The 22,438-nt window shown below is 67.1% G+C and carries 15 protein-coding genes; 10 read left to right on the plus strand and 5 right to left on the minus strand.

Annotation, left to right across the window (positions count from 1 at the left end):
* Window positions 1-142: 142 nt before the first annotated feature.
* From BDO18943_RS21125 to BDO18943_RS21140, 4 genes are all read right to left on the minus strand, one after another.
* Entirely contained in the window at window positions 143-3,556 is a 3,414-nt protein-coding gene (locus BDO18943_RS21125) for a transglutaminase family protein (RefSeq protein WP_175023890.1), read from the minus strand.
* A gap of 96 nt (window positions 3,557-3,652) precedes the next feature.
* Window positions 3,653-4,639 (minus strand): transglutaminase family protein, encoded by a 987-nt coding sequence (locus BDO18943_RS21130; RefSeq protein WP_175023891.1) that lies wholly within the window; start codon window positions 4,637-4,639, stop codon window positions 3,653-3,655.
* Window positions 4,640-4,647: 8 nt separating this feature from the next.
* Entirely contained in the window at window positions 4,648-5,589 is a 942-nt protein-coding gene (locus BDO18943_RS21135) for an alpha-E domain-containing protein (protein ID WP_011355533.1), read from the minus strand.
* A 64-nt stretch (window positions 5,590-5,653) separates the two neighbouring features.
* On the minus strand, window positions 5,654-7,069 hold the full coding sequence (locus BDO18943_RS21140) for a circularly permuted type 2 ATP-grasp protein (RefSeq protein WP_043183281.1): 1,416 nt from the start codon (window positions 7,067-7,069) through the stop codon (window positions 5,654-5,656).
* A 601-nt stretch (window positions 7,070-7,670) separates the two neighbouring features.
* On the opposite strand from BDO18943_RS21140, the gene BDO18943_RS21145 reads away from it, so the two are divergent.
* The 9 genes from BDO18943_RS21145 (at window position 7,671) to BDO18943_RS21185 (ending at window position 20,512) form a co-directional block, all read left to right on the plus strand.
* The gene (locus BDO18943_RS21145) at window positions 7,671-8,669 is read left to right on the plus strand and encodes a LysR substrate-binding domain-containing protein (RefSeq protein WP_175023892.1); all 999 of its coding nucleotides are present in this window, start codon (window positions 7,671-7,673) and stop codon (window positions 8,667-8,669) included.
* Between the two features lie 713 nt (window positions 8,670-9,382).
* Complete coding sequence (locus tag BDO18943_RS21150) at window positions 9,383-9,826, plus strand: hypothetical protein (protein WP_175023893.1); 444 nt, start codon at window positions 9,383-9,385, stop codon at window positions 9,824-9,826.
* 63 nt (window positions 9,827-9,889) lie between these two features.
* Window positions 9,890-10,702 (plus strand): hypothetical protein, encoded by an 813-nt coding sequence (locus tag BDO18943_RS21155; RefSeq protein ID WP_175023894.1) that lies wholly within the window; start codon window positions 9,890-9,892, stop codon window positions 10,700-10,702.
* Between the two features lie 95 nt (window positions 10,703-10,797).
* Entirely contained in the window at window positions 10,798-13,497 is a 2,700-nt protein-coding gene (gene pgaA, locus BDO18943_RS21160) for a poly-beta-1,6 N-acetyl-D-glucosamine export porin PgaA (RefSeq protein ID WP_175023895.1), read from the plus strand.
* 15 nt (window positions 13,498-13,512) lie between these two features.
* Window positions 13,513-15,612, plus strand: coding sequence for a poly-beta-1,6-N-acetyl-D-glucosamine N-deacetylase PgaB (gene pgaB / locus BDO18943_RS21165; protein ID WP_175023896.1), 2,100 nt, complete (start codon window positions 13,513-13,515; stop codon window positions 15,610-15,612).
* On the plus strand, window positions 15,609-16,880 hold the full coding sequence (gene pgaC, locus BDO18943_RS21170; protein WP_043183271.1) for a poly-beta-1,6-N-acetyl-D-glucosamine synthase: 1,272 nt from the start codon (window positions 15,609-15,611) through the stop codon (window positions 16,878-16,880). The genes pgaB and pgaC overlap by 4 nt, the downstream gene beginning before the upstream one ends.
* Window positions 16,858-17,346 carry a Biofilm PGA synthesis auxiliary protein PgaD gene (locus BDO18943_RS21175; protein WP_175023897.1) on the plus strand — a complete coding sequence of 163 codons (489 nt, stop codon included), beginning with the start codon at window positions 16,858-16,860 and terminating at the stop codon, window positions 17,344-17,346. The genes pgaC and BDO18943_RS21175 overlap by 23 nt, the downstream gene beginning before the upstream one ends.
* A gap of 77 nt (window positions 17,347-17,423) precedes the next feature.
* Window positions 17,424-19,247, plus strand: coding sequence for a glutamine--fructose-6-phosphate transaminase (isomerizing) (gene glmS / locus BDO18943_RS21180; RefSeq protein WP_175023898.1), 1,824 nt, complete (start codon window positions 17,424-17,426; stop codon window positions 19,245-19,247).
* The gene (locus BDO18943_RS21185) at window positions 19,244-20,512 is read left to right on the plus strand and encodes a hypothetical protein (RefSeq protein ID WP_175023899.1); all 1,269 of its coding nucleotides are present in this window, start codon (window positions 19,244-19,246) and stop codon (window positions 20,510-20,512) included. The genes glmS and BDO18943_RS21185 overlap by 4 nt, the downstream gene beginning before the upstream one ends.
* A 57-nt stretch (window positions 20,513-20,569) precedes the next feature.
* On the opposite strand, the gene BDO18943_RS21190 is transcribed toward BDO18943_RS21185, so the two are convergent.
* A complete protein-coding gene (locus BDO18943_RS21190) occupies window positions 20,570-21,424 on the minus strand; it encodes a DUF3626 domain-containing protein (protein WP_175023900.1) in 855 nt (284 codons plus the stop codon).
* A gap of 174 nt (window positions 21,425-21,598) precedes the next feature.
* On the opposite strand from BDO18943_RS21190, the gene BDO18943_RS21195 reads away from it, so the two are divergent.
* On the plus strand, window positions 21,599-22,432 hold the full coding sequence (locus BDO18943_RS21195) for a c-type cytochrome (RefSeq protein ID WP_175023901.1): 834 nt from the start codon (window positions 21,599-21,601) through the stop codon (window positions 22,430-22,432).
* Window positions 22,433-22,438 lie beyond the last annotated feature (6 nt).

Below are 22,438 nucleotides of genomic sequence, written 5' to 3' on the forward strand. Positions count from 1 at the left end.
GCACGCGCGCCGCCACCCGGGCGGCGGGCCGCGGCGCGCGGCCGCAATCTGCCCGCATCCTAGCATTCCGGCGGGGCCGCCAGCGACCGCCGCACCCGGGTGTCGCGAACCGCGCATCGTCGCCCGTCCTGTCATCGTCCGGTCACGGCCGCCGCAGGTCGAGCGTGAACGGGAATTCGCGGCTCGGCGCGGCAGCCGCGACATCCATCCGCCCCGGCGTATGCCCCATCTCGACGAAGCGCGCGAGCCGGCGGCTTTCGGCCTCGTACGCATTGACCGGGAACGTCGCGTAGTTGCGCCCGCCCGGATGCGCGACGTGATAGCGGCAGCCGCCGAGCGAGCGCTGCAGCCACGTATCGACGATGTCGAACGTGAGCGGCGCGTGCACGCCGAGGGTCGGATGCAGCGCGGACGGCGGCGACCACGCCTTGTAGCGCACGCCCGCGACGTATTCGCCGACGGTGCCGGTCGGCTGCAGCGGCAGTGCGCGGCCGTTGACCGTCACGACGTGCCGGTTGTCGTTCAACCCCGTCACGCGCACTTCGAGCCGTTCGACCGACGAATCGACGTAGCGCACCGTGCCGCCGGGCGCGCCCTCCTCGCCCATCACGTGCCACGGTTCCAGCGCGCCGCGCAGCGACAGCTGCATGCCGTTCACCGCGATCTGGCCGAACAGCGGGAAGCGGAATTCGAAGTGTGGCGCGAACCATGCCGGATCGAACGCGAAGCCGGCGTCGCGCAGTTCGGCCAGCACGTCGTCGAAATCCATCTGAAGAAACGCGGGCAACATGAAGCGGTCATGCAGCGCGGTGCCCCAGCGCGTGAGCGGCGTCGTGTACGGCGTGGCCCAGAAACGCGCGACCAGCGTGCGCAGCAGCAGTTGCTGCACGATGCTCATCCGGGCATGCGGCGGCATCTCGAACGCGCGCAGTTCGAGCAGGCCGAGCCGGCCGGTCGACGAATCGGGCGAATACAGCTTGTCGATACAGAACTCGCTGCGGTGCGTGTTGCCGGTCACGTCGATCAGCAGGTTGCGCAGCACGCGGTCGACGAGCCACGGCGGCATGTCCTGCCCGAACAGCAGCTTGTTGCGCTGGATCTCCGCGAACGCGATGTCGAGCTCGTAGAGCTGGTCGTTGCGCGCCTCGTCGACGCGCGGCGCCTGGCTCGTCGGCCCGATGAAGAGCCCCGAGAACAGGTACGACAGCGACGGATGGTTGTGCCAGTACGCGATCAGGCTCGCCAGGAGATCCGGGCGGCGCAGGAACGGGCTGTCGGCCGGCGTCGCGCCGCCGAGCACGAAGTGATTGCCGCCGCCCGTGCCGACGTGACGACCGTCGACCATGAACTTCTCGCTGCACAGCCGCGACTGCCACGCGGCGTCGTACAGGAATTCGGTGTGATCGACCAGCTCGTCGAAATTCGCGGCCGGATGGATGTTCACCTCGATCACGCCGGGATCGGGCGTCACCTGCAGCAGCTTCAGCCGCGCATCGCGCGGCGGCGGATAGCCTTCGAGCACGAGCTTCACGCCGAGCGCGTGCGCGGTCAGCTCGATCGCGCCGAGCAGGTCGAGATAATCCTCGAGCGCGGCAAGCGGCGGCATGAACAGGTACAGGATGCCGTTGCGTACTTCGACACACAGCGCGGTGCGCGTGATCCACGCAGCCGATTCGAAACGCACGGGGAGGCGACTCGGGTCGCGCGCGGCCGGCCGCCCTTTTCCGGCCGTGCCGTCGTCGCGCCACTGCATCACGGCCTGTGCGGCCGCCTCGCGATGCACGCCGGACAGGTAGCGCGGCGCATCGGCCAGGCCCGCGTAGCGCGCGCGGATCGCGGCGGCGTCCGGCAGCACGTCGCGCGGCGCGAACGGATCGCGCTCGACGAGGTACGGATAGTCGGCGCGGCTCGCCCACGGCAGCGAATCGAGCGGCAGCCGATAGCCCATCGGCGAATCGCCGGGCATGAGGTACATCCGCTCGTCTCGGAAGAACCACGGGCCCGTCTGCCAGCGCGGGCCGTCGAGGCCCGGTGCATCGTCTGCACGCTTGACCGGCAGCACATAGCCGACCACGCTGTCGAGCTGCTGCTCGAACACCTTGCGCAACCGCGCGCGTTCGAGCTCGTCGTCGAGACGCGAGTCGAACGGGTCGACGTTGACCGGCAGCCGGCGCTCGCGCCACAGGTAGTACCAGACGTCCTCGTAGCCGGGCCGGATGAATTCGCCGGTCAGGTTCAGCCTCGCGGCCAGCGCGTCGATGAAGCGCTTCGCGTCGTCGGTCGTATAAGCGGACGGCTCGCGCTCGTCGGCGAACAGCGACGGATCGTGCCACACGGGCTGTCCGTCCGCGCGCCAGAAGATCGACAGCGCCCAGCGCGGCAGTTGCTCGCCCGGATACCACTTGCCCTGCCCGAAATGCAGGAAGCCGCCGTCGCCGTATTCGGCGCGCAGCCGCTGCACGAGCTCGGTTGCGTAGCCGCGCTTGGTCGGGCCGAGCGCGTCGGTGTTCCACTCGGCGCCGTCGCGATCGTCGATCGACACGAAGGTCGGCTCGCCGCCCTGCGTGAGCCGCACGTCACCGGCCGCCAGCGCGCCGTCGACCTGCGTACCGAGCGCCAGCACCGCATCCCATTGCGAGTCCGTATACGGCTTCGTCACGCGCGGCGATTCGTACACGCGCGTCACGCTCATCTCGTGCTCGAACGACACCTCGCACTCGTCGATCAGCCCCTCGACCGGCGCCGCGCTGGTCGGCTGCGGTGTGCAGGCCAGCGGAATGTGGCCCTCGCCGGCGAGCAGGCCCGAGGTCGGGTCGAAGCCGATCCAGCCGGCGCCCGGCAGATAGACCTCGCACCACGCGTGCAGGTCGGTGAAGTCGACCGACGTGCCGCTCGGGCCGTCGAGCGACTTCACGTCGGGCGTGAGCTGGATCAGGTAGCCCGACACGAAACGCGCGGCGATGCCCAGGTGGCGGCACAGCTGCACGAGCAGCCATGCGCTGTCGCGGCACGAGCCGGAAGCCAGCTCGAGCGTCTCCTCGGGCGTCTGCACGCCCGGCTCCATCCGCACGAGATAGCCGATGTCGCGCTGCAGTTGCTGGTTCAGCGCAACGAGGAAATTCACGGTGCCGGCCGGCGTGCGGTCGACGCCGTCGAGATACGTGCGGAACAGTTGCGACGCGCTCGTCTGCGGGTCGCACACGAGATACGGCGCGAGCTCGGTCTTCAACGCGTCGTCATAGCTGAACGGGTATTGCTCCGCGCTCGCTTCGAGGAAGAAGTCGAACGGGTTGTACACCGACATCTCGGCGACGAGATCGATCGTGATCTCGAAGTGCTCGGTGCGCTCCGGAAACACGAGCCGCCCAAGATAGTTCGAGAACGGATCCTGCTGCCAGTTGATGAAGTGCTGCGCGGGCTCGACCGTCATCGAATACGCGAGGATCGGCGTCCGGCAGTGCGGCGCGGGCCGCAGCCGCACGACCTGCGGGCCGAGGTTGACGAGCCGGTCGTAGCGATAGCGGGTGGTGTGATGCAGCGCGACGTGGATGGACATGGGAGCTCGGTTCGGGTTGGGCCCGCCGCGCGCCGCGTCGCGCTCGATGCGACGCGGTGGCCCGGCCTGGCGGATTCGGCGAAAGCGTGCGTCGGGTCAGACGAGTTCCGGCGTCTGCACGACGCTGATCTCGACGCCGACGGCCGTCGCGCCGAGCCCCGTCACCGGCTGCGCGTCGCGATAGTCGAGGCCGACCGCGATGCGCACGTAGCGCTCGTCCGGGCAGCGATTCATGAACGGATCGAACCCGACCCAGCCGAGCCCTTCGACATAGGCCTCGGCCCACGCATGGCCGGCCGGCTGCTGCATCAGCCCGGCCGCTTGCGGCTGCGCACCGTGCGCCGGCTGCGGCATCCCTTGCGACTGCGATTGCGCGGCATGCGACGCGCCGAGCACCTGCTGCATGCCCTCGCCGCTCTGCAGCGCGAGCGCTTCTTCCTCCTCCTCGTTGTCGCCCGTGTTCTGCTTCGCGTCGGCGATGCGCTGCATCGCGCTGTCTGCCAGCACGTAGCCCGAGATATAGCGCGCGGGAATCTTCAGCACGCGCGCGGCTGCGATGAACGCATGCGCATGATCGCGGCTCGTGCCCTCGCCGCTTTGCAGCGCGGTTTCCGCATCGACGGGCGCTTCGGCGGCCAGGTTCGGCGCATACGCGATGCGGTCGTGCACTTCCGTCATCAGCCAGTGCAGTGCATCGAGGCTGTGCGGCTCGATCGGCAGCGCTTGCGCGAGTGCACGAACGGTGTCGCCCGCCTTCGTGAGCGCCGTTTCGCGCTCGAAGATCCACGGCGGCGCATAGCCTTCAGGATTACCGAGTATGCCCGCGCGGTCCTGTGTCTCGACGACGCCGGCCGCGATGACGACGATTTCGGCCTTCGCGCCGCGGTCGTGCCGCACGAGGTCGATCCGGTTGCCGAGCCCGTCGGCATAGGACAGCGTCGGCTCGACGCCATCGATCGTGACCTGCCACGCGCGCACCGTCTGCCCGGGGCCCGACTGCGGACGCAGCCGCAGCCGTTGCAGCGCATGGGTGGCTTGATCGTCGAACTGATAACGCGAGATGTGTCGGATGGCGAGTCGCATGGCAAGTCTCAGTCGAAGTTGTAAGCCTGGGCGATTTCGAGCCCGAGGCTGTTGTTGCGGCCGATGAAGTCGGTCAGGAACTCGTGCAGGCCGCTCTTGAAAATCCGCTCGACCGAGGTGTCGGACAGCATCTGCAGGATCTTCGCGGCCGTGTCGTGACACGGATGTGTCACGCCGTAATCCTTCGCGAGCAGGTTCAGGCTCGACACGACACGCCCGTAGCAATAACGCAGCGAGCGCGGCATGCGGCCGTTCAGGATCAGGTAGTCGGCGATGTTCATCGGCTTGTACTGCACGTCGTACACCCAGCGGTACGAACGGTGCGCGGCGACGCAGCGCAGGATCGTCTCCCACTGGTAGTTGTCGAGGATCGTGCCGACGTGCGACACCGACGGCAGCAGCAGGTGGTATTTGACGTCGATGATCCTCGCCGTGTTGTCCGCGCGCTCGACGAACGCGCCGATCTGCGCGAAATCGAAGATCTCGTTGCGCAGCATCGTGCTGTAGAAGCTGCCGAGGATCAGCGCGGTTTCGCGCTTCACCTGGTCGAGCACGGCCGGCAGTTCGCTCTCCGGCACCGGCTGCGCGAGCCCGCGGCGCAGCGCGAGCCACGCGCCGTTCACGCTCTCCCACGCCTCGCGCGTGAGCGCCGTGCGCACCATCCGCGCATTCGAGCGCGCGGCCTCGATGCACGACAGCACGCTCGACGGGTTGTCGCGGTCGCGCAGCAGGTAGTCGGTCACGGTATCGGCCGCATACGCATCGTATTTCTGCCGGTAGCCGTCATCCGTGCCCGAGCTGACGAGCACCGACGACCATTCGGCCGGCGCGTCGGACGTGCGCGTGAGCGCCATCCGCAGCCCGGCATCGACGATGCGCGCGATGTTCTCCGCGCGCTCGATATAGCGGTACATCCAGTAGAGACCGCTTGCAGTACGTCCCAGAAGCATCTCGTGTCCACTCCGTCTTCGTTCGGTTGGCGCGCCGGTTCCGGCGCGCGCGGTCGCGTCCGGCTCAGTCGGCCAGCACCCAGGTGTCCTTGGTGCCGCCGCCCTGGCTCGAGTTGACGACGAGCGATCCCTCCTTCAGCGCGACGCGCGTGAGCCCGCCCGGCGTGATGCGGATCCGGTCCGACACCAGCACGAACGGCCGCAGGTCGACGTGGCGCGGCGCAAGGCCGGCTTCGGTCAGGATCGGCGTCGTGGACAGCGCGAGCGTCGGCTGCGCGATGTAGTTCGCGGGGCGCGCGCGCAGCTTCGCGGCAAAGGCCTCGAGCTCGGCCTTCGACGCGCACGGCCCGACCAGCATCCCGTAGCCGCCCGAACCGTGCACTTCCTTCACGACCAGTTCGTCGAGATGGTCGAGCACGTACTTCAGGCTGTCGGCCTCGCCGCAGCGCCAGGTCGGCACGTTCTCCAGCAGCGCCTTGCGCCCCGTGTAGAACTCGACGATCTCCGGCATGTACGAGTAGATCGCCTTGTCGTCGGCGATGCCGGTGCCCGGCGCGTTCGCGATCGTGATGTTGCCCGCGCGGTAGACGTCCATGATCCCCGCGACGCCGAGCACCGAATCGGGACGGAACGTGAGCGGATCGAGGAACGCGTCGTCGACGCGGCGGTACAGCACGTCGATCGGGCGGAAACCCTCGGTCGTGCGCATCGCGACACGGCCGTCGATCACCTGCAGGTCGCTGCCCTCGACGAGATGCACGCCCATCTGGTCGGCGAGGAACGAATGTTCGTAGTACGCGGAATTGTGGATGCCGGGCGTGAGCACGGCGACGGTCGGGTTGTCGGCGTTGCCGCCCGGCGGGCACACGGCCGCGAGCGACTGGCGCAGCATCTGCGGATAGGTTTCGACCGGGCGCACCTTCACCTGCTGGAACAGCTCCGGGAAGAGCTGCATCATCGTCTCGCGGTTTTCCAGCATGTACGACACGCCGGACGGCGTGCGCGCGTTGTCTTCCAGCACGTAGAACTCGTTCTCGCCGGTGCGCACGATGTCCACGCCGATGATGTGCGTGTAAACGTTTCCGGGCGGCCGGAAGTCGATCATCTCCGGAATGAACGCTTCGTTATGCGCAATCAGGTGCTTCGGCACGATGCCCGCGCGCACGATTTCCTGGCGATGGTAGATGTCGTCGAGGAACGCATTGAGCGCCATCACGCGCTGCTCGATGCCGAGCGACAGCCGGCTCCATTCGGCGCCCGAGATGATGCGCGGGACGATATCGAACGGAATCAGCCGCTCGGCGGCCTCCGCGTCGCCGTAGACGGCGAACGTGATGCCCGTCTTGCGGAACACGCCTTCCGCGTCGTGGGCTTTCTGGGCGAGGCTCGCGGGATTCTGCGTGTCGAGCCACTGCTTCAGGCGCGCGTAGGGCGCCCTTACCATGTCGCCGGATTGCAGCATTTCATCGAATGGCTTCATCGATCTTTTCTCCATCGATCGTTTTCCCCGGCATTGCGCATGCCGGACCGGCGTAACGACTGCGTCGCAAGGAACGTGCCTTGCGCGATCCCCTCGATAATCCCCCCTTTTTGCGCCGCGCCAGGCACGCCAGCGCGGCATGACGCACCACGGCGGTGCAGCGCCCGACGCGACGGGCGACGACGGTGCGTCGCAGGCGCGCGTGCCCCATGCTGCGCTGCGACTTTCAAACATAGTTCCCCCTCGTGTCACGAATGTGCAATCTGCACTGCACAAAAAACGGCCCGCCCGGGCGCGGGAACGCGCCGCAACGAAAGGATGGGAAGGCGGGCCGGTACGCGCACGGCGCAACCGGCCCTGGGGGGAAGTACCGTCTGCGGCCGCGCCGGCAGTTCGACGCGATGAACTGTCCGGTTAGCCGGGTCCGGCACCTCAACGCTATGCAGCCGTAATCCCGCCGACAACGCCCATGCATATTTCGACTGACACCCATCGAAAAAAAACATCGGGTCGCCGCACGCGAGGCGCGGTACGCTAGAACGTTCGTGCAGCGAAGCGGCGCCGCCCTTCAGGCGCCCGACTATAAAAAGCGAAGATCGAAATGGAAGCAAAGTGGCTGGAAGATTTCCTGAGCCTTGCGGATACCAAGAGCTTTTCCCGGGCCGCGCGTAACCGGCACCTCACGCAATCGGCATTCAGCAGACGAATTGCCGCACTCGAAACCTGGATGGACGCGAAGCTGGTCGACCGGAGCATCAACCCGATCACGCTGACGCCGGCCGGCCAGATGTTCCGCGGGCTCGCCGCGGACATCCTGCGCAGCATGTATGCGGCGCGCAATCTCGTGAACGGCTACGACCAGTTCGCGGCCAGCGATCAGGTCGTGCGTTTCGCAGTCGCTCATACGCTCGTCTTCACGCTGTTTCCGGAATGGCTCAAGCAGCTCAACGGCGAGGTCGGCCACGTGACCGCGCGCGTCAACGCGGTGAACGTGCCGGAAGGCGTGCAGCAACTCGTCGAAGGTGAATGCGACCTGCTGCTCGGCTATCACCATCCGCAGTTGCCGATCGTGCTCGACCCGAACCACTTCCCGTTCGTCAGCCTCGGCGTTGAACGGATCCTGCCCGTGTCGACGCCCGACGCGCGCGGCAAACCCGTGTTCCAGTTGCCGGGCACCGCCGATGCACCGCTGCCGCTGCTCGCGTATTCGTCGGGCGCGTTTCTCGGCAACATCGTCGAGATGCTGCTGCTGAATGCGACCGAGCCGTACGTGCTGCACCGATGCTTCGAGACGCACATGTCCGAGGCGTTGAAGGGCATGGTCGTGGCCGGGCACGGGATCGGCTGGCTGCCGGAAAGCTGCGTCGCGAAGGAGCTCGCGGAAGGCACGCTCGTGTGCGCGGGGGCCGGCGACTGGATCACCGAGCTCGAAATCCGCCTGTACCGGTCGGCGCGCAAGCGCGGGCTCGCGGCCGAGCAACTGTGGACCTACATCATGAACCGGCCGCGCGCGGCGGTCGAAGGTGCGGTCGGCGCGACCGAATCAGCGGCCGCGCCGGCAATGCGCATCGCGCGGCGCAGCGTGGGCGGCAGCCGCTAATCTTCGCGTTCGCGTCGCGCCCGTCGGCGACGCGAATGCGGGTACGATTTGCTGTGATCCGACATGCGCATGCATCGACGTCGCGTCGTCTCTCAGCGAATCCGCCCCGCTCTCCGGTAGCAAACCGCGATCCCGCTATCGCCTGAAAAATTACCGCGCCAGACCCGGAATCGTTATCAGACGAATCGCAAACGTTTGCACTACCGAGATGAATTCTTTACGCCCGCGACAGTGTCCCGGCATTTTCCGTCTGATTATCAGGACGGAAATACCCTGTTACAGAACAAATTAAAAGTTTCGATTTACCTGTAACAATCTAAAATACCAAAAACACCGTCCCCTTATTTCACATCGTGTGACCTGTATCCGGGACGATATCAATTCGCCTGAAACACAGCCGCAAAAATTCCTTTTCTCAGTCGTTATTTTTCGGCACGAATGTCGATACCTCCGACATGATTCAATACGTGCTGGATCATCGCTACCGAATAGCAATATTCATATTCGGCAATAACGACTTTCTTCTGCGTTAAGAGAGTCATACGAGTCCGTCGTTATCCTATTTAAATAGGATATTTCACCGACGTGCCATTCCGGCCACACGCGGTTGTTGGTTCAAAAACCATCGTGTATCAATAGCGTGTCGCAAAAAGAACGCTGGCAAATCTGACTCGGAATAAATGCTCGCCATTGATTCCGGACGGGAGGTTGCAATGTCTTCCTCGTTTCGACAGCATGCTCGCCCTTACCTGAGCGTCTTCATCTCCGCGCTCTGCATGAATGCGATGGCCCAGACGCTCGCGTCCCGGCCACCCGCCCCCGCCCCTGCCCCGGCATCCGACCCGGGTGCGGGCCGCTACGTCATTTCGTATATCTGCGGCGACGCACGGATCGACGGTACGGCACCGCTGCCCCCCGACGGCCGGCCGTACAACCTGGGCGTGTCGTTTGCTTCCGCCAAGACGGGGCAGCCGCTCGCCAACGTCCAGGTGCGCCTGCGACGACATGGTCGCGTACTCGTCGAATTCAATGCATCGGGGTCGCGCTGCCTGTTCAGCGTGCCCGATGCGAGCTACCGGGTCGAAGGCACCTATCAGGGCGCGACCCAGTTCGCGATCGTCGAAACGGGTGCGCTGACCACGCAGTTGCGATGGTGAACGCCACCTGACCCCGCCCGAATCGCGACTTTCACCGCAACGTATCGAATCGAGGAGCTTTGCATGACTCGTGGAGAACGACCGGACGGTTCGCCCGCCCACCCGCCGAAACCCTCCTGGGGGCCTGGAAAAAACGCGGCGCTCAGCTTCGTCGCATTCGCCGCGATCTTCGGCATCTTCGCCTATGTCGAACGGGACACGACGGTCAGCCATGCAAGCGTGACGCACGACATCTCCGGTGTGATCAGAACCGCCGTCGGGAAAACCCGCAACGCAATCGTAGCCGCCACGGCGCGCGCAACCAGCGCGTCACGCGCGCCCGGAACGTCGACCGCCTCCGACCCCGCCCCCATGCCGACGCCGGCGCTCGCACCGGCCACGCCCCCCGTCACACCGCAGCCGTCCGCGCCGGAAGCGCTCTCGGTATCGACGGTGCGCCCCGTCACGCTCGCGGTCGAGCCGGAGGTGGCGCCACGGGCACGGACCCACGTCGTCGCGAAACACCGGCAATCGTCGCATGCGCCGCCCGTGACGCTGGCGGCCAACACGCATGCCGCGCCGGCCCACAGCCGCGCCGCCATACGGCCCGGCGCCGCGCATCGCGCACCGCGAACCGAAACGCTGGCCGGCACGAGAAAGCGCATGGACCTCGCGCCGAAACCGCAGTCGTACGGACCCGATTCGGCCCGCATGCAGACGGCAAGCGTCACGCGCTCGGATCTGGAAAGTGCACGTGCGCTGGCGAAGGCGCGCTCGTGCGCGGTGATCGACGAATGGAACTGTGTGGAACAAAACGCGAGCCGGGTGCTCGCGATCGACCCGAAGAACAGCGAATCGCGCGCGTTGCTTGGGCAAGCGATCCGCAACCGGCTGTAAGCCGGACCCGCATCGCCGGGCACTCGCAGCCCGGCCACGCGACGCGCGTCGTCAGGCGTGCAACCGATGTGATCGTTTCGAAAGGAGGACACCTCGTGGACAACAATCGCAAACAACAATGCACCACCGACGCTCCGTCCAACCGGCGGATCCTCCTGCATGCGCCGCTGGTGTTGCTGCTCGTCGCGTCCGGCCCCTGCTTCTCCGCCGACGGCGATACGGAAGCAGGCGGCGTCAACGCAATCGCCGGGACCCACGGCGCGCCGGATGCGTCACCGCGCGCCATGCAGCCCACGGTCGTGTCGATCCAGATTGCCGACGCTGGGGGCGCCCCGCCCCCTCATGCGCCGACGCCGATCGCGCAGGCTTCCGATGCGTCGATGCAGATCGCGCAGGCGTCGAACCCGCAGCAGCCGACCACGGTCGTGGTCGAACCGGAGGCGCCGAAATCGAGCGACCCGGTGCCGGTCGCGCGATCGCCGGATACGCCGACGACGCCGAATACGCCGGCACCGGTCGCGCAGACGCCGGGCACGCCGATGCTGCTTGCGCAGGCCACGACCGCCCGACCGCCCGATGCGCCGACGCTTCCTGCCGCGACGACGTCCGACACGCCGGCATCCCCTTCGCCAGCACCGATCGCGCCCACGCCGGACGCCCCGCCGACAGTCGCACAACCTGCGCCCGCCGTACCGTCGAATACGCCGACGCAAACCGCGCAGGCCTCCGGCGCCCCGATGCCGAACTCGCCTGCCCCCGCTCCCCAGATGCCGGGTGCGCCACCGCCGTCGTCCCCGGCGCCGAACTCGCAGACGCCCGGCGCGCAGCTACCCGGCGAAGGGACACAACGATCGCAAGGGCCCGACGTCGAGACCCCGAATGCCCAGGCACCTAATCTGAGCACCGCCGACGTCGCGACCGTACGCAACGACGTGTTCGGCCTCGCGGCGAGCGGCGGCGCGATCAAGGCACTCGACGAAGCGAAGGCACGGCCCGATGCGTTCTCCGCAGTCGACATCGCGCAACTCGAAGAACTGGCGATTCGCCAGCAGGTGCGCGGCGGACGCGACAAGTCGCGCTCGATGACGAGTTCCGACCGCTTCGACGGGATCGACAACGCGCTGCGCGCGGCCGACGACCTCGACAAGCGGATGCCGGCCACGCCGGAGTACACGCCGGTCAGGACGGCGCTCGCGGGCGACCGCACGGTCGCCTACGCAGCGCGCGGCGACATGAAGCAGGCCGTCTCGACGTTCGAAACCATTCCGTCCAACGCGGAGATTTCGATCGATGCGCTGTCGGCCGTCGGCGATGCCTACCTGTACCTGAGCGAGCCGGGCAAAGCCACCGTCGTGTACCAGCGCGCGCTGAAGCAGGCAACCGCATCGCCGACGGATCGCGCGACCCGCGGCTTCCAGTACGGTGCACGCACGCGCCCGATCGAACTGCGCGAAGGGCTGTTCTGGTCGTACGTCGACCAGGGCCGCGCGGCGGACGCGAAACAGGCGCTCGATGACATGGGCGCATCGCTGCCGCCGGCCAAGGAGGTGCAAACCGTCGGCCCAGGGGAAAGCGACTATCTGCGTTACTACCGGCTGCGCGCGCAATACCTGATCTTCACGGGCCACGTCGATCAAGGGATCGCCGCGCTCGAGGCGCTCGAGAAGCAGGTGCCGTTCAACGCAGAGATCCGTGCCGCGCACGCCGACGCGGTGTCCGGCCAGTCGCATCCCCGCCAGGCGATCGCGATGTATCACGCGTCGCTGACCGACCACCCGGACAGCGTCGAAATGCTCGCGGGCCTCGGCCGCGCATCGCTCGCGGCGGACGACTACGCGACCGCGAAGAACGTCGACCAGACCCTGGACAACACGTTCCCGGACAGCGGTGCCGTGCGCAGCTTCAAGCGCGACTACAACGCATACCGCAGCCCCGTGTTCACGACCGACCTGAGCTACGAGCACGGCAACAGCGCACTGGCCGACAACAGCTTCACGTCGGACAGCTATGTGTATTCGCAACCGTTCGGCGACAACTGGCGCGTCTTCTCGCACACGTTCTTCGGCTATGCGCAGACCGACGCCGGCAACCTCAGCCGCACGCGTACGGGCATCGGCGGCGACTACCGTCACGGGCCGCTCACGGTCCAGGGCGAAGTCACGCGTTCGCTCGGCTCGGACGGCCGAACCGGTGGCCGCGGGTCGATCGCGTACGCGCTGAACGACTACTGGACCGTCAGCGGCTCGCTCGACACCAACGACAACTCGCTGCCGTGGAAAGCATATGCCGCGCACATCTGGGGCCGCTCGGCGAACGTCTCGGTGGTGTATCGCCAGAACGACCGGCGCGAGGTCAAGCTGAGCTACGGCGTGAGCCGCTACAGCGACACGAACCTGCACCAGGAAATTTCGGCGACCGCCACGCAGCGCGTGTACACGACCGCCAACCAGCAGGTCAACGTCTCGCTGGATCTCGGCACCGACAGCAACACGCGCCAGAACGCGCCCTACTTCAACCCGGGCCGCGACTATGCGGCCGCGGCGACCGTCATGCACCAGCTGACCCTGTGGAAGAAGGGCGACATGGGGCTGCAGCAGCGTGTCTCGGTGTCCGGCGGCGTGTACAACGAGCGCGGCTTCGGCACCAGCCCTCTGTGGAGCGCGCGCCTCGAGCACGCGTGGACGTTCAAGCACGACATCACGCTGAGCTATGGCGTCGAGGTCAGCAGCCACGCGTACGACGGCGAGCGCGAACGCTCCGAAACCGGCTTCATGTCGGTCAACCTGCCGTTCTAGCAAGGAGATCGGGTAATGCAATCCAGACGGACCTTCATGTGCGGATGCCTCGGCACGTTTGCCGCCTGCTCGCTGTTTCCTGGCGTGACCCATGCCAAGATGATCGACCTGCTGCCGCCTTCCGACCCGGCCGACGGCAAGACGTTTCGCGTGATCTGCATGCATGACGTGCGCGACAACCTGATGGCGTCGTTTTCGTCGCCGTCGACGTCGGCGTTGATCGATCCGTTCGCGGTCGATACCGGCACGCTGACCGCGATCTTCTCGTGGCTGCAGACCAACAACTACCACACCATCACGGTCAAGCAGATCGAGGAGTCGCGGCACGGCGGCAAGCCGCTGCCGCCGCGCGCGGTGCTCATCACGTTCGACGACGGCTTTCGCAGCCACTACACGAAGGTGCTGCCGCTGCTCGAGCGATTCAAGTATCCGGCCGTGATGGGCATCGTCACCGCGTGGATCGATACCCCGCCGGATACGCCGATCCGCCTCAGCGACAAGGTCCAGGTGCCGCGCGACTACTTCATGTCGTGGGACGAGGTGAAGCGTCTCGGCCAGTCGCAGTTCGTCGAACTCGGCTGCCACACGCACAACCTCCATCACGGCGCGATCGCGAATCCGCAAGGCAACGAATTGCCGGCGACCACGTCGCACCTCTACCTGCAAGACGAGAAGCGCTATGAAACCGACGCCGAATTCGAAGCGCGCGTGCACAACGACCTGCAGACATGCGTGCGACAGATCCACGAACATACCGGCATCGTCGCACGCTCGATGGTGTGGCCATACGGCGCGGAAAACCAGCCGGTGCGCCAGATATCGACGTCGCTCGGCATGGACATCCAGTTCAGCCTCGATTCCGGCCCGAATACGCCGGACGTGCCGCTGGACCGGCTGCGGCGGATCCTGATGATGTACGACGTCGACATCGGCGGGTTCGAGCGCTCGATGCGCGAGCCGGCGTCGAACCGCGGCGACGTCGACGTGCCCGAGCGCACCGTGCAGGTCGACCTGGACCAGGTCTACGATCCGGATCTCGCGCGGCAGGAAGCGAATCTCGGCAAACTGATCGAACGTATCTACCGGATGCAGCCGAAATCGGTGTACCTGCAGGCGTTTGCGGACCCGAAAGGCACGGGCGTGGCCGAATCCGTGTATTTCCCTAACCGGCACCTGCCGATGCGCGCCGACCTGTTCTCGCGCGCCGCGTGGCAGCTCAACACGCGCTCCAACGTGCAGGTGTACGCCTGGATGCCGGTGCTCGCGTTCCGGCCACCGGCCGACAAGCTGCGCGGGCTCGAGGCCGTGAGTGCCTACGGCGGCGCACCGGCCCGCGAGAACGGCACGCGCACGTTCCGGCTGAGCCCGTTCGATCCGGATGCGCGGCTGATGATCCAGCAGATCTACGAGGATCTCAGCAAGCACGCATCGTTCAGCGGCATCCTGTTCAGCGACGACGCCGTGCTCGACGACTACGAGGATGCGGGCCGGCATGCGCTGCGCACCTATTCGCAGTGGGGGCTGCCGGCCGACGTCGGCAAGATCCGCGAGAACCCCGACCTGCTGAAACGCTGGACCCGGCAGAAGTCGCGCTACCTGATCGACCTGACCCGCCAGCTCGAACAGGTCGTGCTGGCCCACCAGAACGTGGGCGACGTGCTGACCGCGCGCAACATCTTCGCGCTGCCGGTACTCAAGCCCGAATCGGAGGCGTGGTACGCGCAGAACTACGACGATTTTCTCGCCACTTACGACTACGTCGCGCTGATGGCGATGCCGTACATGGAGCAGGCGAAGGATCCCGACGGCTGGCTGGACCAGCTCGTGAAGGCCGTCCGTGCGAAGAAGCTCGGGCTGCGGCGCACCGTGTTCGAACTGCAGTCGTACGACTGGCACGCGCGCAAGGAGGTCCCCGCCAGCACGCTGCTCACGCAGATGCGGCGGCTGCGCAGCGAGGGCGCGGTGAATTTCGGCTACTACCCGGACAACTTCCTGAACGGCCTGCCGGAACTCGATGCGATGCGCGACGTGATGTCGCTGAAGTCGCGCCTCGACCCGACGTCGATCAACGCACTGATGCAGATGCAGAAACCGCAGGGGACGAAGACGCCATGACAACTCACAGCATCATCCAGCGCCTGCAGGATTTCGTCTTCTACTACCCGTTCTTCATGTCGTACCTGTGGATGATCGGCGGCGTCGTGCACTACTTCCTGCTCGAGGAAGGCCGCGAGCTGTCCACGCGGACGATCGCGTCGAGCGGGATCCCGAAGATCTCGATCGTCGTGCCCTGCTTCAACGAAGCCGCGAACGCGCGCAGCGTGATCGGCCACCTGAACGGGATGCAGTATCCGAACTACGACATCATCGCGGTCAACGACGGCAGCCAGGATCGCACCGGCGAGATCCTCAACGAGCTGGCCGTCGAGATCCCGCGGCTGCTCGTGATCCATCACGCGCGCAACGAAGGCAAGGCGGTCGGGCTCACGACCGCGGCAGCCGTGTCGAACGCGGAATACCTGCTGTGCATCGACGGCGACGCGCTGCTCGCGCACGATGCGATCGGCTGGATGCTCGAGCATTTCCTGACCGATCCGGGCGTCGGTGCCGTGACCGGCAATCCGCGCATCCGCACGCGCACGTCGTTGCTCGGCCGCATGCAGGTCGGCGAATTCTCGTCGATCGTCGGGCTGATCAAGCGCACGCAGCAGGTGTACGGCCGCATCTTCACGGTATCCGGCGTGATCACGATGTTCCGCAAGACCGCGCTCGCCGACGTCGGCTACTGGAGCTCGGACATGCTGACCGAGGACATCGACATCAGCTGGAAGCTGCAGTGCCGCGACTGGCGTGTCGTGTACGAGCCGCACGCGCTGAGCTGGATCCTGATGCCCGAAACGCTGAAGGGCCTGTACCGGCAGCGGCTGCGCTGGTCGAAGGGCGGCATCCAGGTGCTGATGAAGTACGCGGGCACGCTCGCGCGGCCGACGCAGATGATGATGTGGCCGCTGTTCGCCGAGTACCTGATCGGCATCGCGTGGGCGTACTCGATGTCGTTCATCCTGCTGCTCGCGCTGATCGATGTCGTGTACCCGCTGCCGCAGAGCTGGCATGTATCGGTCGTGCCGCACTGGCACGGGATGCTGCTGGTCGCCACCTGCATCCTGCAACTGATCATCGGCAGCATGATCGATCGTCGTTACGACGAAAAACTCCTGATGTATTTCCTGGACACCGTCTGGTATCCCGTCGCCTTCTGGTTGATCAGCATGATCACCACCGTCGTCGCCCTGCCTGCCATCGTGCTGCGGGGCCGCGGCAAGCGGGCCGTATGGGTCAGCCCCGACCGAGGCATTCAACATGAAGAACGCGCCGATTATTGACCTCTCCCTGCGCGCACCGCGCGAAATGATCGCAGAACGCGGCCGCATCGTCGGCTCCGTGCTGGTCGTCTGGTTCCGGCTCTTGCGGCCGGCGCTGGTGGGTGCCGTCTGGGCATCGATCTGCATCTACACGTACCGCTACCTGCTGCCGTTCAACCCGGCCGAGATGCCGATCGAACAGATGGTGTTCTACGCGACCAGCATCGCGCTCATCGCGGGCACCATCGTCACATGGCTGATCGCCGGACGCGTCGTGCATCCGCTGGCCTACCGGCTGCGCGTGTCGAAGATGCTGCGGCGCTCGGCCAGCGCGAAGGTGCGCTCGGTGCCGCCGACCGTGCTGGCCAGCGCCCGCCGGCGCGGCGCGCGGCGCACGACGCGCATTCTCGTCGCGTCGCACGACGCGAACGGCTCGATCTCGGGCATCGAATGGGTCGCCCACGCAGGGCCGCCGCCCCGCGAGTAGATCAGCGGCGCCGTTCCTGACACCGTGCTGCCGCGCGTTGCCGGCAGGCCGGCAACCTTTTGTGGATGAGGTGAATCATGTGCGGAATCGTCGGAGCAAGCGGCCTGAACAATCAGGTGCCGCAACTGGTCAATGCGCTGAGCCGGCTCGAGTATCGCGGCTACGACTCGTGCGGCATCGCCGTGCAGGACGACGGCCGCCTGCGCAGCGAACGCACGTTGCGGCGCGTGACCGACCTGCAAGCCCGCGTGCTGACGCTGGGCCTCGAAGCGCAGACCTGCATCGCGCATACGCGCTGGGCGACGCACGGCGCGCCGTCGGAAATGAACGCGCATCCGATCATGTCCGGCGACACGATCGCGGTCGTACATAACGGCATCATCGAGAACCACGACGCGCTGCGCGTGGAGTTGCGAGAGCGCGGCTACGCGTTTCGCGGCCAGACCGACACCGAGGTGATCGCGCACCTGATCCACAGCCTCTACCGCGACGACCTGTTCGACGCGGTCGTGCGCGCGGTCAAGCGGCTGCACGGCGCATACGCGATCGCGGTGCTGAGCGCGCGCGAGCCGCAGCGTCTCGTCGCCGCGCGCGCCGGTTCGCCGCTCGTGATCGGCATCGGCGCCGAACAGAACTACCTCGCGTCCGACTGCGCGGCGCTCGGCGACCTGACCGACCGCTTCGTCTATCTGGAAGACGGCGACGTCGCGCTGATCACGCCGGACCGCATCGCCGTGGTCGACTTGGGCGGGCACGAGGCCCAGCGCCCGCTGTGCCAGGTGAAGGCGCGCGACGGCGATGCCGCGCTCGGCCCGTACCAGCACTTCATGCAGAAGGAGATCTTCGAGCAGCCGAAAGCGATCGACAGCACGCTCGACGGCATCGACACGATCTCGCCGGCGCTGTTCGACGCGACCGACGGCACGCGCGCGCTGCTGTCGCGCGTCAGGAGCGTGCTGCTGCTCGGCTGCGGCACCAGCTACTACGCGGGCCTGACCGCGAAATACTGGCTGGAGGCCATCGCGGGCGTGCCCGCGCAGGTCGAGATCGCCAGCGAATTCCGCTACCGCGATACGGTGGCCGATCCGCGCACGCTGGTGGTCGGCATTTCGCAATCGGGCGAGACAGCCGACACGATCGGGGCGATCGAGCGGGCGCGCGAAATGGGCCAGCAACTGTCGATGGCGATCTGCAACGTGGCGACCAGCACGATTGCACGCAACGCGCCGCTGCGGTTCCTGACGCGGGCCGGCATCGAGCTCGGCGTCGCGTCGACCAAGGCGTTCACGACGCAGCTCGTCGCGCTGTTCGTGCTGACGCTGACGCTCGCGCAGCTGCGCGGCCGGCTCGACGAGGCGCAGGTCGCGCTGCACCTGAAGCAGTTGCGTGCGCTGCCCGAGCGCATCGGCCATGCACTCGCGCTCGAAACGCAGATCATGGGCTGGGCCGCGAAGTTCGCCGGCACCGAGAATGCGCTGTTCCTCGGGCGCGGGATTCATTTCCCGATCGCGATGGAAGGCGCGTTGAAGCTCAAGGAGGTGTCCTACATCCACGCGGAAGGCTATGCGGCCGGCGAACTGAAGCACGGCCCGCTCGCGCTCGTCACGAGCGCGATGCCGGTCGTCACGATCGCGCCGGACGATCGCCTGTTCCAGAAGCTGAAATCCAACATGGCCGAAGTGCGCGCGCGCGGCGGGCGGCTCTACGTGCTGGCCGGCGATCAGCTCGGGATCGACGCCGATCGAGACACGCACCTGATCCGCGTGCGCGAATCGGGCGACCTGCTGTCGCCGATCGTCAACGTGATCCCACTGCAGCTGCTCGCGTATCACGTCGGCTGCGCGCGCGGAGCCGACGTCGACAAGCCACGCAACCTCGCGAAATCGGTGACCGTCGAATGAAGCGGCGAGCGCGCCCGGCACAGGCGGTCGCGCAGTGCGTCGCGGCCGCGCTGTGCGGCGCATGCTGCATCGTCACGGTGCCGCCGCCGGCTTTCGCCGCCACGCCGGCCGTGCATACGGTCACCGTGCCGGACGCCCCGTCATCCCGCCCGGCCGTCGATCCGCGCAGCTTCATGCACGGCATCGGCGTGGCCGACGCCGGCAACGGCAAGCGCTGGGTGTTCTTCAGCAGCTCGGGCATCGTGCCGCGCGGCGCGCTGCGCAACGGCAACTGGCCGCACGACGTGTACGTCGGCGAATGGCTGCCCGGCAAGCCGCACCTGCTGCACGTCCATACGTTCATCAGCCGCCCCGAGGCGCAGGAGCCCGTGTCGATCGCGCAGAACGCGCGCGGCGACATCTTCGTCACGTTCGAGGACGGCTGGAACGCACCGCAGGAGGTCAGCCAGCGCTACGGCGTGTACCGCCGCGACCTGAAGCCGATCAAGCCCTACCCGAATGACGTCGAATCGGGCGGCCACTCGGGGCATGTCGCGACGGCAGCCGACCGCTTCGTCGTGTTCTATTCGGCCGACTGGATCGACGGCGGCGGCGTCGACAATCTCGGCACCGGCAACGGCGTCTACGTGAAAACCTACGACGACGCCGGGCGCGTGCTGAATCATGTCGAGGTCGCGCCGCACCGCCGCGAATGGTGGCCCGTGATCGCCGGTTCGCCGCACAAGGCGCTGCTGGTCTGGCAGAAGTTCATCGACGACAGTACCGACGCGAAGCTCGAGTACGCGATGTTCGACCCGGTGACCGCGAAGCTGGAGATGCTGGGCGAACTGAACGACGCCATCCAGTATTACGTCTATTCCGCGGCCTACGTGCCGGCGATCGACCGCTTCATCGTCACCACGACGACCGCGAACGGTCGCGGCGTCGCGATGCTGATCGATCCGGACGGACAGCGTACCGCGACGCTCGGCTGCCTGCCGGCGACGGTGCGCGAATCCAGTATCGGTGTCGCCGGAGCGCGTGCGTACGTGCCGATCCGCGACGGGCGGCTCCTGACGCTCGCACTGTCGCCGGCCGGCATCGCCGCGAGCGGCGCGCAGCCTTCGCCGATTCCGTGGGGCACGACCGGTATCGCCGGTTTCCCGGCGCACGGCGACGCAATGCATTTCGTGTCGCTGACGCCCTCCGGCGCGCGCGAAGCCGATTTCGAACCGGCCCGGGACAAGCCGCTCCCCGAGGCAGCGTTGCGCTGTTCGGGTCAGTGAGGACGGTGCGGCCCGCCGGTCGGTCGCTTCCCTCGACCGACTCGATCGCGGTGAACGCTAACGCCCGGCCGTTTCGCTGCCAGGCTCGTCCTGTCCGAAACGCGCCACGCAGTGCCACACCCATTTGGCGGTCTGGTAGTCGAGCAGCCCGTCGCGGGCACGGTCGAGCGTGGCGGGCGTCACGACGCGATCGACGCCGATGCGTGCGATCGCGTCGGCTGCCGCGTCGCCGCGAAACTGCCGGCACGCCTCCAGCCGTGCCAGCGACAGCCGAAAGCCGTCGTGCCACTCGACCCGGCAGCCCGAGCGGCGAGCGATGGCCTCGACCGGCGTATCGCGATAGCTGGGATCGAGCACGATCGCCTCGACGTCGTCGGCCAGACTGACCACGCCGTGCACGTGCGCTTCGATGTAGTTGTCGAGCTGCGGATCGAAACCGTCGCGATTCTCGGTCGCCAGCGCGACCAGCGGCGTGCCGTCGCGGATCGCGAAATGCCGCGGCTCGTAGTAGCTGTCGGGATAGCAGAACGTCGTCCGTTCGAGCACATGGCTGCGCAGGCGCAAGTGACACGAACCGAAACGGCGCGATCCGCCGGCAGGATCGCGGCAATGATTCAGCGCGCCGTATTTCGGCCGCCAGACGGGATCGGCGGCATCGTAGGCCTGCCCGAACATCCGGCTTTCCCACAACCAGCGCGCGCCGCCGGGATGCGCAGTCAGGCCGCCGTTGCTCGTCGCCGTTTCGAACTGGGATCGGTAGAGGCCGTCGCGGACGATCCGCTCGAGGGTGCCGACGCCGTCGACCTGCGTGTCCGGATGGAAGTTGAGCGTCACCGGCCAAGCGCCGGACGGACGGCCGGGCGGCCAGGCCTGCCGGATATGCGCGAGCGCGCGGGCGACGGAAGGGTCCATGTCGTGTTGTCCGGCCGCACCACGCGGCACATCGGAGCACGATACACCATCGCCTGACGTCCGTTTCCCGTGCCGGCCGCGCCCGTACCGGATAGACTGTCGCCCGACTCATGCCATCGGCACGGCGCGCGGTATCCTCCCGCCGTTGCCGAACCTGCCCTCCCTGGAGAACGAATGCTGAAGCGCCGGTTGTTTCCGCTGTTGCTGCTGACGGTTTGCCTGCTCGGGCAGCGCGCATTCGCCGAGTCCGCGCTCGAGCTCGCGACCGGCGACACGCCCCGCTCCTTCACGCCGCAGGCGCTGCTCGCGCGCCCCGACGCCGCGACGATCCGCGTGCCGCGCGACATCGCGTACGGCAAACCGATGACCTTCCGCGCGGTGCCGTTCGCCGACCTGCTCGGCGACACGCTGCCGGCCGACGGCGTGCTCGAAACCCGCGCAGCCGACGGTTTCGCCGCACAACTGCCGCTGGAGCTCGCGCGCCACCGCGCGCCGGCCGGCGCCGTTGCATGGCTCGCGATCGAGGATCCCGCGCACCCGTGGCCGACACTGCCGGGCAAGGCGGTCAGCGCGGGGCCGTTCTATCTCGTCTGGCTCGGGCCGAAAGCGTCGTCGGTGCGCGGCGAGCAATGGCCGTATCAGATCGTGCGCGTCACGATCGAATCGTCGCCGCTCGCGCGCTGGCCGTCGCTTGCCGTCGATGCCGCGCTGCCCGCGAACGACCCGGCGCGCGCCGGCCAGCACCTGTTCGTCACGCAATGCCTCGCGTGCCACCGCATCGACGGCGCGGGCAGCAGCCACGCCGGCCCCGACCTGAACACGCCGATGAATCCGGTCGACTACTTCCAGCCCGCCGCGCTGCGCCGCTACATCCGCAACCCGGCGTCGGTGCGCGACTGGCCGGGCCGCAGCATGCCGGCGTTTCCGCCCGATCAGCTGAGCGACCGCGAACTCGACCAGATCGTCGCGTATCTCGCGTATATGGCGCGGCGCAAGGCCGCTCAGTAACGCGCG

It is taken from the genome of Burkholderia aenigmatica (assembly GCF_902499175.1).
Taxonomy (GTDB): Bacteria; Pseudomonadota; Gammaproteobacteria; order Burkholderiales; family Burkholderiaceae; genus Burkholderia; species Burkholderia aenigmatica.